At 69.3% G+C, this 15,572-nt stretch carries 12 protein-coding genes; 9 read left to right on the top strand and 3 right to left on the bottom strand.

Annotated elements, in window-relative coordinates; all coding sequences use genetic code 11:
- Positions 1-19: 19 nt before the first annotated feature.
- The 8 genes from IFT55_RS07200 to IFT55_RS07235 all read left to right on the top strand — a co-directional run bounded on the left by IFT55_RS07200 (position 20) and on the right by IFT55_RS07235 (position 8,376).
- Positions 20-1,039, top strand: coding sequence for an aldo/keto reductase (locus IFT55_RS07200; protein ID WP_192090480.1), 1,020 nt, complete (start codon positions 20-22; stop codon positions 1,037-1,039).
- Positions 1,027-1,758, top strand: a complete 732-nt coding sequence (locus IFT55_RS07205; protein WP_192090482.1) for an SDR family oxidoreductase — start codon at positions 1,027-1,029, stop codon at positions 1,756-1,758. The genes IFT55_RS07200 and IFT55_RS07205 overlap by 13 nt, the downstream gene beginning before the upstream one ends.
- Positions 1,755-2,099 (top strand): L-rhamnose mutarotase, encoded by a 345-nt coding sequence (locus IFT55_RS07210; RefSeq protein WP_192090484.1) that lies wholly within the window; start codon positions 1,755-1,757, stop codon positions 2,097-2,099. Before IFT55_RS07205 ends, IFT55_RS07210 begins: the two co-directional genes overlap by 4 nt.
- Positions 2,100-2,264: 165 nt before the next feature.
- Entirely contained in the window at positions 2,265-3,587 is a 1,323-nt protein-coding gene (fucP, locus tag IFT55_RS07215) for an L-fucose:H+ symporter permease (protein ID WP_192090486.1), read from the top strand.
- A gap of 28 nt (positions 3,588-3,615) precedes the next feature.
- On the top strand, positions 3,616-4,608 hold the full coding sequence (dgcN, locus tag IFT55_RS07220) for an N-acetyltransferase DgcN (protein WP_192090488.1): 993 nt from the start codon (positions 3,616-3,618) through the stop codon (positions 4,606-4,608).
- Positions 4,605-5,558, top strand: a complete 954-nt coding sequence (locus tag IFT55_RS07225; RefSeq protein ID WP_192090490.1) for a dipeptide epimerase — start codon at positions 4,605-4,607, stop codon at positions 5,556-5,558. The genes dgcN and IFT55_RS07225 overlap by 4 nt, the downstream gene beginning before the upstream one ends.
- Entirely contained in the window at positions 5,555-7,084 is a 1,530-nt protein-coding gene (locus IFT55_RS07230; protein ID WP_342029250.1) for an N-acyl-D-amino-acid deacylase family protein, read from the top strand. Before IFT55_RS07225 ends, IFT55_RS07230 begins: the two co-directional genes overlap by 4 nt.
- Entirely contained in the window at positions 7,081-8,376 is a 1,296-nt protein-coding gene (locus tag IFT55_RS07235) for a dicarboxylate/amino acid:cation symporter (protein WP_192090494.1), read from the top strand. The genes IFT55_RS07230 and IFT55_RS07235 overlap by 4 nt, the downstream gene beginning before the upstream one ends.
- Here the strand turns inward: IFT55_RS07235 and IFT55_RS07240 are convergent.
- Positions 8,303-10,147 (bottom strand): amidohydrolase family protein, encoded by a 1,845-nt coding sequence (locus IFT55_RS07240; RefSeq protein WP_192090503.1) that lies wholly within the window; start codon positions 10,145-10,147, stop codon positions 8,303-8,305. The two genes, IFT55_RS07235 and IFT55_RS07240, sit on opposite strands and share 74 nt — an antisense overlap.
- Before the next feature lie 74 nt (positions 10,148-10,221).
- On the opposite strand from IFT55_RS07240, the gene dacB reads away from it, so the two are divergent.
- Positions 10,222-11,634, top strand: a complete 1,413-nt coding sequence (gene dacB, locus IFT55_RS07245; protein WP_249403646.1) for a D-alanyl-D-alanine carboxypeptidase/D-alanyl-D-alanine endopeptidase — start codon at positions 10,222-10,224, stop codon at positions 11,632-11,634.
- Positions 11,635-11,743: 109 nt separating this feature from the next.
- Here dacB and IFT55_RS07250 read toward each other — a convergent pair whose 3' ends face one another.
- Both IFT55_RS07250 and IFT55_RS07255 read right to left on the bottom strand, forming a co-directional pair.
- Positions 11,744-12,766, bottom strand: a complete 1,023-nt coding sequence (locus tag IFT55_RS07250) for a phytase (RefSeq protein ID WP_192090505.1) — start codon at positions 12,764-12,766, stop codon at positions 11,744-11,746.
- Positions 12,766-15,570, bottom strand: a complete 2,805-nt coding sequence (locus tag IFT55_RS07255; RefSeq protein WP_192090507.1) for a TonB-dependent receptor — start codon at positions 15,568-15,570, stop codon at positions 12,766-12,768. The genes IFT55_RS07250 and IFT55_RS07255 overlap by 1 nt, the downstream gene beginning before the upstream one ends.
- Positions 15,571-15,572 lie beyond the last annotated feature (2 nt).

Consider the following 15,572-nt stretch of genomic DNA (forward strand, 5'->3'; position numbering starts at 1 on the left):
GCGCGGAGAGGATAGGCGTATGACGCAAGGGCACGCTCCGGCGAAGCTGGGCTTCGGCGGGGCAGCGATCGGGAACCTGTACCGGCCGGTCGGCGACGATGCCGCCCGCGCGACGATCGTCGCCGCTTGGGACGCGGGCATTCGCCGCTTCGATACCGCACCGCATTACGGGTTCGGCCTGTCCGAACGGCGGCTGGGTGCGACGCTGGCTGAACTCGATCCGGCCGGCGACGCCTTCGTCTCGACCAAGGTCGGCCGGGTACTGGCCCCGGTCGCCGATCGCGACCTGACCGCCGAGCGACAGGGTTTCATATCGCCCGAGCCGGTCGAAAGCATGTTCGATTATTCGCAGGACGGCGTGACACGCAGCTTCGATGCCAGCCGGTCGCGGTTGCGGCGCGATCGTATCGACCTGTTGCTGGCGCACGATCTGGGCCGTGCGACGCATGGCGACGACCATCCCGCGCACCTCGCGACGTTTCTGGACGGCGGCTACCGCGCGATGCGCGATCTGCGCGATGCCGGGGCCGTCGGCGCGATCGGTATCGGCGTGAACGAGATCGCGATCTGCGAGGAACTGCTCGACCGGGTGGAACTCGACGCGATCCTGCTGGCGGGCCGCTATACCCTGCTCGAACAGGGGGCGCTCGACCGGCTGTTGCCGCGTTGCGCGGCGCTGGGGGTGGAGGTGATCGTCGGCGGCCCGTATAATTCGGGCATCCTCGCCACCGGCGTCGTCCCCGGCGCGCATTACGATTACGCGCCGCCGCCCGCCGATATCGTCCGGCGGGTCGACGCGATCGCCGATCTATGCCGCCGTCATGGCGTGCCGATGGCCGCCGCCGCGTTGCAATTCCCGCTCGCCCATCCTGCGGTGTCCGCCGTCATCCCCGGCATGGCGGATGCGGAAGAGGTCGCGCAGGCGGTGGCGCTGGCGTCCTGTCCCGTTCCACCCGGCCTGTGGGCCGATCTGATCCATGCCGGACTGGTGCGCCCCGACGCCCCCGTCCCATCCCCGGAGTTTTCATGTCCCGATTGAACGGCAAGACCGCCATCGTCACCGCCGCCGCGCAAGGCATCGGCCGCGCCGCCGCCGAACTGTTCGCGCGCGAAGGCGCGCGCGTCCTGGCGCTGGACCGCAACGGCGACGCGCTCGCGACGCTGGACGGATGCGAGCCGCATGTCGTCGACCTGCTCGATCCCGCCGCGATCGTCGCCTTCGCTGCCGAAGCAGGCGGGGTCGACTGCCTGTTCAACTGCGCGGGCTTCGTCCATGCGGGCACGATCCTGACGACCGACGAAAGCGACTGGGACTTCTCGTTCGATCTGAACGTCCGCGCCCAATACCGACTGATCCGCGCGCTGTTGCCCGCGATGATCGAACGCGGCGGTGGGTCGATCGTCAACATGTCGTCGGTCGCCAGCCATGTGATCGCGGTGCCCAACCGCTTCGTCTATACCGCGTCGAAGGCGGCGGTAATCGGACTGACCAAATCGGTCGCGCTCGATTACGTGGCGCAGGGTATCCGCTGCAACGCGATCTGCCCCGGTACGGTGCAATCGCCGTCGCTGGAGGAACGGATGGCCGCGACCGGCGATGCGGAGGCAGCCCGCGCGTCGTTCACCGCGCGCCAGCCGATGGGTCGGCTGGGCCGGGCGGAGGAGATCGCGGAACTCGCGCTGTACCTGTCGTCCGACGCATCGTCCTATACCACCGGCGCGGTGCACGTGATCGACGGCGGCTGGTCCAACGCATGATCCGCGTGCTGACGCTCGATCTGGTCGACGATACCGCAGCGATCGCGGAATATGAACGCTGGCACCGGCCGGGCAACGTGCCCGCGGCGGTGCTGGCGTCGATCCGGTCGAGCGGCATCACGCAGATGGAGATTTTCCGCACCGGCGCCCGTCTGGCGATGGTCGTAACCGCCGATGCTACGTTCGACGCGGCGGCAAAGGCGGCGGCGGATGCCGCCGACCCCGACGTCGTCGCATGGGAAGCGAGGATGGGCGCATTTCAGCGCGCGTTGCCGCACGCGCCGGACGGCAGTCGCTGGACGCCGATGGCCGCGATCTTTCGCCTGACCGACCACGCGTGATCCACCGGTGCCTGAACCTTCGGGCACCTCCCCGGCGTTGCTTCGCAGCCGGTTCTACCACCCCCGCCAACGGGCGGCCCGAACGGCAATTGCCGCAGGATCGGGCGATTACCCTGCTATCACGACCAATAATGAACCCGGAAATTGCCGGGTCGAGAGGAAGCCATGCCGATCCCGATCCTTGCCGATACGCCCTCGCCCCAACCCGGCGACGGCCGCCACCCGTTCATCGCACCGGGCTACAAGGCGGGCTTCGCGGTCATCGTCAGCCTGTTCTTCCTCTGGGCGATTGCTAATAACTTCAACGACATCCTGATCCGTCAGTTTCAGAAGTCGCTGGCGCTCAGCCGGGCGGAAGCCGGCTTCATCCAGTTCGTCTTCTACCTCGGCTATTTCGTGATGGCGCTGCCCGCCGGCATGGTGATGCGCCGCTTCGGCTATCGCGCGGGTATTCTGGCGGGCCTGAGCTTCTATGCGGTTGGCGCGCTGCTCTTTTATCCGGCGGCGGAGATTCGGGTGTATGGCGCGTTCCTCGGCGCGCTGTTCGTTATCGCGGCCGGCGCGGCGTTCCTCGAAACCGCCGCCAATCCGTATATCGTCGCGTTCGGCGATCCGGCGCGTGCGGAACAGCGGCTGAACCTCGCGCAGGCGTTCAACGGCCTCGGCGGATCGCTGGCCCCCAGCATCGGCGCGCTGTTCATTTTTTCGGGGGTCGAACACGACCGCGCGACCATCGACGCGATGACGCCCGCGACGCTGGAAGCCTATCGCATCGCGGAGGCGCAGACGGTGCAGTTGCCCTATCTGGTGCTGGCCGGCGTCGTGCTGCTGATCGCGGCGGCGGTGGCGGTGGTGCGGCTGCCCGACATCGTACGCGGCGAGCGTGGCGGTACGCTGGCCGGGCTGCGGTCGGTGATCGGCGTCCCCGCGCTGCGCGGCGCGGTGGTCGCGCAGTTCTTCTATGTCGGGGCACAGGTCGGCGTGTGGAGCTTCTTCGTTGATTTCGTGAAGGCGATCAGCCCCGCCACCCCCGAACGGCAGGCGGCGTATCTGTTGTCGGTCAGCCTTGCGCTGTTCCTGATCGGGCGGCTGGTCGGCACCGCGCTGATGCAGAAGGTGTCGGGAACGCGCCTGCTGGCATGGTGTGCGCAGGCGTGCATCGTGCTGACGCTGGTCGCGGCGTTCGCATCGGGCTGGGTCGCGATCGGCGCGCTGGGGCTGGTCAGCTTCTTCATGTCGATCATGTTCCCGACGATCTTTTCGCTGGGCGTCCGCGATCTGGGCGAACGGGCGACGCTGGGCGCACCGTTGATCGTCATGGCGATCATCGGCGGCGCGGTGTTTCCGCCGCTGATGGGATGGCTGAGCCATGACATACTGACGATCCAGACCGCGATGCTAGTGCCGACGGTGGCGTTCGTCGTGATCCTGCTGTTCGCGCGCACGATGGGTCGATCCGCTCTGGCGCATGGCGTCGCCCGCCCCTAGCATCGGTCGATTCCAACCGGAGCCTGACATGATCCCGTCGCCGTTCCTGCTCTATCTTGGCCATTGCAACGACGCGATCGGGATCAAGACCTCGCGCGGGCTGGCGGTATTCCGGCCCGATGCCTGCGTCGGCGAGTTCCGCCACGACGATTGCGTACTGACGCTGGGACTGGACCGGGTGACGATGGCGGAGGGCGCGGCGCGGGGTGCGCGGACGCTGGTCCTTGGCATCGCCAATGCCGGCGGCGTGCTGGAAGACGCGCTGGTCGACGATGCGCTGGCCGCGATCGCGTGCGGGATGCACGTCGCGTCGGGGCTGCACCAGCGGCTGCGCGACGATCCGCGCCTCGTCGCGGCGGCACGGCAAGCGGGCGTCATGCTGTTCGACGTGCGCGATCCGCCCGCCGACCTGAAGGTCGGGACGGGTCGTCACCGCGCGGGCAAGCGGCTGCTGACGGTCGGCACCGATTGTTCGGTCGGCAAGATGTACGCGACGCTGGCCATCGCCCGCGAGTTGCAGGCGCGCGGTATCCCCGCCGATTTCCGCGCGACCGGACAGACCGGCATCCTGATCGCGGGCGACGGCGTGCCGATCGACGCGGTGGTCGCCGACTTCATCTCGGGCGCGATCGAGCGGATCACCCCGCCCCGCACCGAAGGCTGGGACGTGATCGAGGGGCAGGGATCGCTGTTCCACCCCAGCTTCGCCGGCGTGTCGCTGGGGCTGCTCCACGGCAGCCAGCCCGACGCGATCGTGCTGTGCCACGAACCGGGCCGCGCGCACATGCGCGGCCTGCCCGGACAGCCCCTGCCCGGTCTGGCCGAAACGCTGGCGCTCAACCTGCAACTGGCGCGGCTGACCAGCCCGCAGGTGCGCGGCGTTGGCATATGCCTCAACACCTCCGCGCTGGCCGAAAGTGCGGCCCGCGCGCTGTGCGATCGGGTGGCGGGCGAGATCGGGTTGCCCTGCACCGATCCGGTGCGTTTCGGGGTGGCGACGGTCGTCGACATGCTGCGATGACGGTCACGCTGTCGGCGGTCCACGAGGCGCTGGCGCTGCACAGTCCGTTCCGCATTTCGCGCGGGGTCAAGACGCAGGCCGACGTGATCGTCGCGACGATCACGGGCGATGGCCGCACCGGACGGGGCGAGGCCGTCCCCTATGCCCGCTATGGCGAGACGATCGCGAACGTGCTGGCGCAGATCGACGGCGTCCGCGCGGCGATCGAGGCGGGGGCGGACCGGGCCGCGCTCGCGACGTTGCTGCCGCCCGGTGCCGCGCGCAACGCGATCGACTGCGCGCTGTGGGATCGGGACGGGGCCGCCCCGCCCGCCCCCGCACGGGTCGCGAGCGCGATCACGATCGTCATCGACCGGCCCGATGCGATGCATGCCGCCGCCGCGCGCGTCGCGCATGTCCCGTTGCTGAAGGTCAAGGTCGACGCCAGCGATCCCGCCGCACAGATCCGCGCGGTACGCGCCGCCGCGCCTGGCCCCGACCTGATCGTCGACCCGAACGAAGGCTGGGACCGCTCCCTGCTCGACGCGATGCGTCCGGTGCTGATCGACGCGCGGGTGGCGCTGATCGAACAGCCGGTGCCCGCCGGCGACGATGCGTGGCTGGCGGGATATGATGCCGGCGTTCCGCTATGCGCCGACGAGGCGGCGCACGTCGCCGCCGATCTCGACCGGATCATCGGGCGTTATGCGGTGGTCAACGTCAAGCTGGACAAGGCGGGCGGGCTGACCGCTGCGCTGGACCTGGCGACGGCGGCGCGGGCGCGCGGGCTGGGCGTGATGACGGGGTGCATGGTCGCATCGTCGCTGGGCATCGCCCCCGCGCTGCGCATCGCGGCGCTGAGCGACTATGTCGATCTGGACGGTCCGCTATGGCTGGCGCAGGACCGGACGGGTGGCGTGCGCGACGATGGCGGATGGCTGTGCGCGCCCGAACCGGGATTCTGGGGGTGAGCCGGCGCATCCTTGCCGCGTTGCTGTTGCTGGGGGTCGCGCCCGCGCCGGTCGACGTGCTGATCCGTGGCGGCACCGTCTATCCCGGCGGCGGCGCACCGTTCACCGGCGACGTGGCGGTACGCGGCGACCGGATCGTCGCCACCGGTCGCCGGCTGACGCTGTCCGCGCGGCGCACGATCGACGCGACCGGCATGATCGTCGCGCCGGGCTTCATCGATCCGCACGCGCATGTCGGCGACATGCTGGCGTCGCCCGAAGCCCGCACGCGGCTGGTGCTGCCGTTCCTGATGCAGGGGGTGACGACGACGTTCATCGGCAATGACGGCGGCGGCGATCCTGACATGGCCAAGATTTTGGGCAGCGCGGCGACGCGCCCGGTCGGGATCAACTATGCCGCCTTTGCCGGGTTCGGCGCGATCCGGTCGCAGGTGATCGGCACTGCCCGCCGCGCGCCGACCGCCGCCGAACTGGCCCGGATGCAGCGCATCGTTGCGAAGGCGATGTGCGGCGGTGCGATAGGCCTGTCGACCGGCTTGTTCTATGCCCCGCAAAGCTTCGCCACGACCGACGAAGTCGTCGCGGTCGCGCGCGAGGCGGGGAAGCGCGGCGGGTGGTATGACAGCCATATCCGCGACGAATCGAGTTATACCGTCGGGCTGTCGGCAGCGATCGACGAAGCCATCGCGATCGGACGACAGGCGGGAATGCCGACGCATATCAGCCATATCAAGGCGCTGGGCGTCGACGTGCACGGACAGGCACCGGCGATCATCGCAAAGGTCGCCGCCGCCCGCGCCCGGGGGCAGGACGTGACCGCCGATCAATATCCATGGTCGGCATCGGGCACCAGCCTGGTCGCGGCACTGGTGCCGTTATGGGCGCAGGACGGCGGGCGACAGGCGCTGCTGAGCCGGTTGGGCGACGCACGGCTACGCACCGACATGGTCGAAAACCTGCGCAAGCGCGGCGGAGCGGACAGGTTGCTGATTACCGAGGGCGCGGAAAAGGACCGCACGCTGGCCGCCGTCGCGGCGCGGATGCGGATCGATCCGGTCGCCGCCGCCATCGCCACGATCCGCGTCGCCGACCCGGCGGTCGCGTCGTTCAACCAGCGCGAGGACGACATCGCCGCGTTCATGCGGCAACCATGGGTCATGACCGGTTCCGACGCATCGCCCGGCCATCCGCGCGTCTATGGCAGCTTCGCGCGCAAATATGCGAAATATGTCCGCGCCGACCGCGTGCTGACGCTGCGCCAGTTCATCGATCGCAGCGCGACATTGGCCGCCGACACATTCCGTCTGACCGGACGCGGACGGATCGCGCCGGGACGCTTCGCCGATATCGTCGTGTTCGATCCAAAGACCTATGCGGCGCAGGCGACCTATGCCGATCCGACACGACCGGCGATCGGCGTACGCACCGTGCTGGTCAACGGCCGGATCGCGGTCGATGGCGGGCGGGCGACCGGCGTCGCGGCGGGACGCGCCCTGCTCCACCGCACCGGCGGTTCCTGCCCATGAGTGGCTGGTTCGCGATCCCGTTGTGGAAACGCGTGCTGGGCGGCCTCGCGCTCGGGCTGTTGCTGGGGCTGCTGTGGCCGCAGGCCGCGCCATGGGTCGCGTTCATCGGCGACCTGTTCGTCCGTGCGATCCGCATGCTGGTCGCCCCGATCGTGCTGGTGACGATTGCGGCCGGCATCGCTGCGCTGGCCGATCCGAAGCGGCTGGGCAGTCTGGGCGGGCGGACGATCGCGCTGTTCGCGGCCACGACCTTCGTCGCGGTGTCGGTCGGCATCGCCGTCGCGCTGATCGTCCGTCCGGGAATCGATGCGGCGCTGGGCAGTGCGCAGCCGCATGCGCTGGGCACGCCGGTGACGCCGTACGACCAGTTGGTCGGCATCGTACCGCTGAACATCGTGGAGGCGCTGGCACGCGGCGACATGCTGGCGCTGATCTTCGTCGCGATCCTGACCGGGGTCGGCACGGTATTTGCGGGGGAGGCGGGGCGGCCGTTCGCCGCGCTGCTGCAATCGCTGTCGGCGGTGTTGTTGCGCATCGTCGCGCTGGTGATGGAGGCGACGCCGTTCGGGGTGTTCGCGCTGATCGCGGGCGCGGTGGCGACGCACGGGCTGGCGGTGTTCGTCCATGTCGGATGGCTGGCGGTGGCGGTGGTGCTCGGGTCGCTGGCGCAACTGGGCGTGGTGCATGCGCTGTTGCTGCGGCTGGTCGCGCGGTTGCCGGTGCGGCCCTTCTATGCCGGCATCGTCGACGCGCTGGTCGTGGCGTTCTCGACCGCGTCGTCTTCGGCGACGCTGCCGGTGGCGATGCGCGTGGCGGGTGATCGGCTGGGCATCGCGCGGCCGGTCTATTCGACCGTGCTGCCGCTGGGAGCCAGCATCGGCAAGGACGGGACCGCGATGTATGTCGGGTTGCTGTCGGTCTTCGCGTTGCAGGCGTTCGGGGTGGCGACGACCCCGCTGGTGCTGGGCACGGTGTTGCTGACCGGCGCGCTGGCCGCGTTCGGGACTGCGCCGGTGCCGTCCGCATCGCTGTTCATGCTCGCCGCCGTGCTGTCGGCGGTGGGCGTCGCACCCGAACAGACCGCGCTGGTGGTGGGCTTCGTCCTGCCGTTCGACCGGTTGCTCGACATGACGCGCACCGTCCCGTCGGCCAGCGCCAACCTTGCGGTCGCGACCACCGTCGCGCGGCTGGAGGACGCGCTGGACCGCGACCGCTATCTCAGCGGTAGAAGCGGACCTGCGCCAGTTCCAGCCACCCCCGACCACCCGGCGTCCCCTCCAGACGCACACTGACGCTGCGCAGCCGGGTCGGGTCCAGCGACGTTCCCGGATCGGTGCTGGCGAAGGCGGCGAATGGGATACGAATCGCGCGCCGCTCCGTATCCGCCGCGAAGCCGGCGCGAAAGAACCGGGCGGGCGTCAGGCCATAGCTGTCGAGCGTGACGGTATAGCTCCCTGCCCCGCGCGCTTCGAACGCGATGCCGGTGAAGCCCTGCGCATCGGCGACGTCGATCGCGCCGCGGGTCAGCGGCAGGACCAGCGCGGCAAAGGGTCGGTCCGCCGCGCCCAGCCGCGCGACCGCGAACAGGCGACGGTCGGGCCGCACGATATCCAGCCGGCTGTGATCGGTGCCGGGTTCGGTGGTTTCGACCGGCAACGTGTCCAGATCGGTCCGGCCGTCGTCGCGCAGGCCGGTGTCGATCGGGCCGGTCATGCGGTGGACGGGCATCGGGGTCATCGCCGCACCGTCGATCCGCGCGCGCAGCCGGTCGATCGGCATTTCCCGCCCACGCACGAAGACCCGGCGCACGTCGTGCAGGTCGTCGATCGACTGGTCCGGCCGACCGCCGGTCAGCAACAGGTCGGCCCGCTGCCCCGCCGCGATGCGGCCATGCCCGTCCTGTCGCAGGATCGCGGCCGCCCCGCTGGTTGCGGCGACCAGCGCCTGTGCCGGGGTCAGGCCCGACCGCGTCAGCCAGCGCGTCTCCCGCACCGCGCTCGACCCGTGATACACGCCGCCGATCCCGGCATCGGTGCCGACGCCGAAGCGGATGCCCGCCGCGTGCAGCGCGCGGACGTTGGCCAGCATGATCGCCCAGCGCCGCGCTTCCGGCTCCGGGATCGGTTCGGGATCGATCCGCGTCGCCGTGCGCGCCGCCTCCGCCGCGCGTTCGAGGGCGGCGAGATGCCGCCACTCCAGCGGCGTGAAATTGCGGTCCTGTTGCGGTTCGTACACGACCAGCGTCGGGATATAGGCGACGTTGCGCGCCCGCATCAGCGCGATCAGCTCCGCATCGACCGGGGCGTCGCCGATACCGTGGCCCAACGCATCGACCCCGGCGGCGGCGGCGATCTTCGCGCCCGCCAGCGTCACGGTATGGGTGACGACCGGCAGTCCGGCGGCGTGGGCGTCCTGCACGATCGCGGACAGCGTCGGCACGTTCATGCTGGCAAGGTCAGGCGAGCGGCCATAGCGCCAGCCATCGGCGAACACCTTGATGACGTCGGGGCGGTACGACAGCGCGGTGCGCATCGCGACATGCGCGGCGCGCGGCGTGGTAGCGGTCAACGTGAAGAAACTGCCCCAGCCATATTCGGTGCCATGCCCGCCCGGCACGCCCAGCCGGATCGCAAGGTTCAGGTTGGGCGTGGCGATGCCGCCCTCTCCGCTGGCCGCTATCGCGCGGATCGGCGGCAGCATCTCGCCCGACAGCGAAAAGTCGCTGGCGGCGGTCACGCCGTTGACGATGTGGCTGGCCCACGCCTTGCCCAGATCGTCGGGCGTGGAATAGGCGGGCGCACGCAGATGGGTGTGCAGGTCGTGCAGCCCGGGCAGCAGCGTCAGGCCGCGTGCATCGATCACGCGCGCGCCAGCAGGCCGCCGCAACCCCGTCCCGACCGCGACGATCCGGTCGCCGACGATCAGCACGTCGCCGATGCGCGCCGCCGCGCCGGTGCCGTCGAACACCCGTGCGCCACGGATCAGGATCGCGCCGTCGCCTGCCGGTCGATCGGCGGCGACGAGCAGCAGTCCGGCAAGGGCGAGCAGAAGGCGCAGCATCATGGCAGCGACTGTATCGACGCATCGCGCCGCCACAAGCATGTTGCACGGCAGCGACGGGATCGTAGGATGCGGACATGACGATGGTTCTGGCATGGATGCTGGCGGGCGCGGTTGCCGGCCCCGCCGCGACGGACGACGCGGCGGAGGCGGGAACGGCGATCCGCGCGATGCTGGCCGCCGTGCCGAACACCCGGTTCGGGCTGGTCGTGACCGACGCGGCGGGAGTCGAGCGGATCGCGATCGCCCCGGACGACCGGTTCGTGCCGGCATCGAACACCAAGATCCTGACGACCGCCGCCGCATATGCCACGCTGCCGATGACTGACCACGATCGTGCCGCGACCGGGATACGGATCGAGGGTCGCAACGTGGTGCTGCACGGCGCGGGGGATGCCCGGCTGTCGGGCGCGAGGGATTGCGTCGTCGACTGTCTGGCGACGCTGGCGGATGCGGTCGCGCGGCGGACGCGGGTCGTCGCGGACGTGATCGGCGACGACAGCCTGTTCCCCGACCAGCGCTGGTCGCCCGGCATGGGGTGGAACAACATTCCGACGCGGTCGGGTACGGGCGTATCGGCCCTGACCGTCGACGACAACGAGCTGGTGCTGACGGTATCGCGCGCGCCGGGCGGCGGGGTGCGCGTCGACGGGCCGGACTATTACCGCATCGACAACCGCATCGACAACCGCATCGCGTCCGGCAGCCGTACCGCGATCGCGTATGACCGGATGCCGGGCAGCGACCGATTGCGGCTGTGGGGCAGCATCGGCCCGGCGCCGGAGCAAATCCGTGTCGGGATCGACGACCCGGCGCATTTCGCGGCATGGACGCTGGCGAGGTTGCTGCGCGAACGCGGCGTCCGGGTGACCGGGACGGTCGGGACGCGGCACCGCCCCTATCGCAGCACCGACGATGGCGCGGTCGTGGCACGACCCTCCGCGCCGCCGATGCTGGCGACGACGCAGCCCGCCCCCCTGTCCGACGACGTCGCCATCACCAACAAGCGCAGCCAGAACCTGCATGCCGAACTGTTGCTCCGCCGGGCCGGTGCGGTCGCGGGTACGGGGTCGATCGCCGACGGGGTGCGACAGGTCGCGACGATGATGGCCGCCGCAGGCGTACCGCGCACCGCGTGGGACGTGTCGGACGGGTCGGGCATGTCGACCTATAACCGCATCACGCCCCGGGCGATGGTGCGGTTGTTGCAATGGATCGATCGCCAGCCATGGGGCACGGCGTGGCACGCGACGCTGCCGGTCGCGGGCGTCGACGGAACGCTCGCGCGACGGTTCCGGGGCACCGCGCTGGCGGGCAAGCTGTCCGCCAAGACCGGATCGCTCAGCGGCACCAGCGCGCTTGCCGGGACGATGCGCGCGGCCAGCGGGCAGGTCCTGACCTTCGCCTTCTATGCGAACGACATACCCGAAGGGGTATCGGCAACGCCGGCGATGGACGCGGCGTTGCTGGCGGTCGCAGCGCGGTTCTGACCGGACGACGCTTCCGCCCGGTCCCTGACGGCGACAGGCCCGATACCGATGATGCCGCCCGGCCTTTGGGGAAAGACGCCCGAGTGCAACGTGCCCCCGCCCCCGACCGTCAGCGCAGCTTGAGCGCCCGTCGTACCGCGTCCCACGACACGAACTTGAAGTTCTGCGTCGCCGGCGCATTGTCGCCGTCCTGTGCGACCATCAGTCCGCCGCGCAGGCCGGGACCGAAGTCCCCCTTAATCACCTCGATACCGTCGGTGTCGCTGGTCCCGTCGATCGCGCCGCCGCCGATACGGAAGCGTCCGGCATAGGTCACGCCCGGCAGGCGATAGAGCGTGTAGGCATTGTCGCCCTGGCTGCTGGCGATCAGATAGCCGCCGCTGCGCCCCGCCGGTACGATCGCCAGCCCTTCGGCATCGGCGACCAACGTGGTGCCGTCGACCTTTGCGATCGCGGTCGCCGTGACCGGGGCGGCGGGATCGGCATCGAACCGCCACAGCCCGACATCCTCTTCGGCGACATAGAGCAGCCCGGTGCGGTCGTCGACGACGCAGCCTTCGGACTGGGTGCCCAGCTTCATCGATCGCACCGTACGCACGATCGGGGCGGCACCGGGCCGCAGATCGATCGACACCTGATCGATCCGCCCGTCCTTCAGCACGACGAAACCGAACAGCGCCCTGTCGCGGGCGCGCGTCCACAGGCACATGCCATAGGCTTCGCCCGGCCCGACCGGAAAGCGCCCCATCGGCACCAGCTTCGCGGTCGCCGTGTCGAGCGTGAACAGCGCGACATGCGCCGTCGCTTCATCCGCGCGGTCGCTGGCCGCGACGATCACCCGCCCGGCGATCTCTCGTAGATCGACATTGTTCAGCCGCGCGGCCGGCGTGAAGCTCAACCGTTTGCCGGACAGGTCATGGACGTGGATGCCCGCCCGTTTATCGGTGCCGATGACCAGACTGCTCGCGGGCGCGCGACGGTTGCGCCAGATCGCGGGATCGTCGGCGGCATCGGCGCTGGAGTCGACGGGTTCGCTTTCCGCGACCGCCGGTACGACGGGCGCGGTCGCGACCGGCGGGGGCAGCGTCGCGCACCCGCCGAGCAATGCCGCCGCAATCACGATGCAGCGCATCAGAAGCTGACCCGGACGCCGCCGGTATACCGGCGACCGAAGGTTTCGTGTTCGATCGTATAGCGGGCATCGCCGACATAACGGCGACCGGGGCCGTTCAGCAGGTTCGAGAAATTGCCGAACAGTTCGACGTTGCCGTTGATCGCATAGCGGACCGATGCGTCGAGTTCGTCGTCCTTCGCCCAGTAGAAGTCGCCGCCATCGACGCCGCGAACCACGCCGTTGATCGTGTCGAACGCGCCGATTTCGTCCAGCCAGCGCGAGCGGTTCTGATACTGGACCCGCGCGGAAAAGCCGTAGCGTTCGTAATAGACGCCGAGATTATAGACCGCGTCCGATGCACCGGGCAGCGGTACGCGACGGCCGTCGGGCGTTTCGGCGCGGCTGCGGTTGAGCGTGGCGTTCAACTGGACGCCGAACCCGCCGGTCCAGTCGGGCAGGCCGAGCATGGCGGTGAACGGTTCGAGCTGTTGCTGGATCGCGCCTTCGATACCGAAGATCGATCCGCTGCCGCCATTGTCGATCGTGGAGTAGGCGTATTGCGACCGGTCCACCCCGTCCGAATTGAGCAGATCGCTGCCGAACGTGCGCGCGGTGTCGAACAGCACGCCGCTCAGATGCTTGTAGAAGACGCCGAACGACAGGAAGCCGCGCGGCGCGGTGTAATATTCGACATAGGCGTCGATGCCCTTCGCCTTTTCGGGCTTCGCGTTCGGATTGCCGCCGTCGACGGTCAGGTTCCCGTCGTTGAAGGTCAGGTTGGGGCGAAGCTGGTCGTAATCGGGCCGCGCGGCACCGGTGTTGAACGACAGGCGCGCCTTCATTTCCGGCGTCACGTCGTAATTGATGTGCAGGCTGGGATAGACCAGCGTCTGTTCGCTCTTGACCTCGATCCGGCCCGGGCCAGTGCCGAACGCGGCGGAATCGTTGCGGATATGCTCGATCCGCGCGCCGCCGACGATGTTGCCCCATCCGGTGGCGACCGTCGCCATGCCGTATGCCGAATAGACGCGTTCGTTCACGTCATACAGGTTGGCGGTCTGCTCGACATAGCTGCCGACGGTTTTCGCCTTGTCGACCAGATCCATGACCGCGTCGCGGCTGAAATACTGGAACTGGTAGCCCAGCGGGATTTGCCCCTGAAACGCGCCAGGAATGCCGATCGTCGAATAGCCGGTCGGAATGCCGGCGGCGGCGAATTGCGCGGCGGTGGTCAGGTCGAGCAGCCGTTCGTCGACCGACTTCGTCCGGTCGTCATAGCGCAGCCCGGCGGCAAGCACCGTCGTTCCGCCAAGGAAGTCGATATCGTGCTGGAGATCGATCCGCGCCGAATAGGCTTCGGTCGTATCCTGCGCATAGAGCGAGCGCAGCCGGACGAGGGTCCGCGGGAAATCCTCGATCGCGGTCACCCGGTCGCCACGCGACAGCGTACCGTTGGCGGCGCGCAGCGTGCGGTACAGTTCGACCCGGGCCAGTTGCGGATCGCGCAGGTCGTAGCCGACCGTCAGACGATTGATCGCGTTCGCACCGTTGGTGCCGAACGACGGGCTGTCATAGTTCAACTGTGCCGGTTGCGTCCGGTCGTCGATCGAGCGGGAGAAATTGCCACGCCACGACACGCGCCAGCCGTCCAGATCATGGTCGCCGCCCAGCGTGTTGGTGAACACCGACTGCTTGTACGCACGCACGGTGAAGTTGGAGTTCAGATCGACGCCATACACCGTCCCCTGAAGCGGGGTATTGCCGGTGCAGGTGTCGGCATAGCCGGTGGTGTTCGCCGCCGGGGCTGCGTTCACCGCGCAGGCGGCGGTCCCGTTCGGGGTGCGCGACTGCTGATCGTCCAGATCGAAGATGTAGTTGTTGCGCTGTTCGTCGTCCTGGAACGCCGAATAGATGGTTTCGGCGAACACGCGGTGGCCGTCGGCCGGGCGCCAGTCGAGCCGGGTCGAGAAGGAATAGTTCTTGCGAACGAGCCGATACAGCTTGTTCTCGGTCTCGCGCGCCCAGATGCGATCGGCGAAGCCGGGGCGGGCGTCCTGCGACACCGCTTCCCAGTCGGTCTCGAAATTGTCGGTCACCATGCCGCGCCGGTACAGGCTGGCCGACGATGCGATGGCGAATTCGCCGATGCCGGTGTCGAACCGGTCGGACACGACCAGCGACCCTTCATATTCGGTACGCTCGCCCAGCTCGACATAGCCGACGCTGCCCTTGCCCGCGATATGGAAGCCGGTCTGGTCGAAACCCGACCGGGTGATGATGTCGACATTGCCCGAAATGGTCTCGCCCGGCATGTCGGGGGTCACCGCCTTGCGCACGATGATCTGCGACGCGATCGCCGACGGGATCGAATCGAAGCGCGCCGCGCGGCCTTCGGGGCTGACGACGTTGATGCCGTCGAACGACAGCGTCGTCCACCGCTTGGGCGCGCCGCGCAGGTTGACGTAGCGCGCCTGACCCTGATCGCGTTCCACGCCGACACCGGGCAGGCGGCTGATCGCCTGCGCGATGTTCTGGTCGGGCAGACGGCCGACCGCGTCGGACGCGATGACCGAGACGAGCGCGGGGGAATTGCGCTGGATCTGCAACGCGGCGGATTCGGATTCGGCGATCGGGCGCGTGCCGCGCACGACGATTTCCTGTTCCTCTTCCGGCGCATCGCCGGGATCGGCGACGACGACCGGATCGGCCGCCACGACCGGCACGTCGTCCCGCGCGTGCGCGGCCAGCGGTGTCAGCGCCACTCCGCTCAACAGCGCGCGCAGCAGGACGGCCCGCCCGGACCGCGACCAGAATCCAACCATGT

This window comes from Sphingomonas sp. CFBP 13720 (genome assembly GCF_014842075.1).
Lineage (GTDB): Bacteria > Pseudomonadota > Alphaproteobacteria > Sphingomonadales > Sphingomonadaceae > Sphingomonas.

Excerpts from the sequence above, each read along its gene's own strand:
- IFT55_RS07210 (WP_192090484.1), top strand. The coding sequence starts at position 1,755 with ATGATCCGCGTGCTGACGCTCGATCTGGTCGACGATACCGCAGCGATC.
- IFT55_RS07250 (WP_192090505.1), bottom strand. The coding sequence starts at position 12,766 with ATGCGCTGCATCGTGATTGCGGCGGCATTGCTCGGCGGGTGCGCGACG.
- dacB (WP_249403646.1), top strand. The coding sequence starts at position 10,222 with ATGACGATGGTTCTGGCATGGATGCTGGCGGGCGCGGTTGCCGGCCCC.
- IFT55_RS07235 (WP_192090494.1), top strand. The coding sequence starts at position 7,081 with ATGAGTGGCTGGTTCGCGATCCCGTTGTGGAAACGCGTGCTGGGCGGC.
- IFT55_RS07205 (WP_192090482.1), top strand. The coding sequence starts at position 1,027 with ATGTCCCGATTGAACGGCAAGACCGCCATCGTCACCGCCGCCGCGCAA.
- IFT55_RS07200 (WP_192090480.1), top strand. The coding sequence starts at position 20 with ATGACGCAAGGGCACGCTCCGGCGAAGCTGGGCTTCGGCGGGGCAGCG.
- fucP (WP_192090486.1), top strand. The coding sequence starts at position 2,265 with ATGCCGATCCCGATCCTTGCCGATACGCCCTCGCCCCAACCCGGCGAC.
- dgcN (WP_192090488.1), top strand. The coding sequence starts at position 3,616 with ATGATCCCGTCGCCGTTCCTGCTCTATCTTGGCCATTGCAACGACGCG.
- IFT55_RS07240 (WP_192090503.1), bottom strand. The coding sequence starts at position 10,147 with ATGATGCTGCGCCTTCTGCTCGCCCTTGCCGGACTGCTGCTCGTCGCC.
- IFT55_RS07255 (WP_192090507.1), bottom strand. The coding sequence starts at position 15,570 with ATGGTTGGATTCTGGTCGCGGTCCGGGCGGGCCGTCCTGCTGCGCGCG.
- IFT55_RS07225 (WP_192090490.1), top strand. The coding sequence starts at position 4,605 with ATGACGGTCACGCTGTCGGCGGTCCACGAGGCGCTGGCGCTGCACAGT.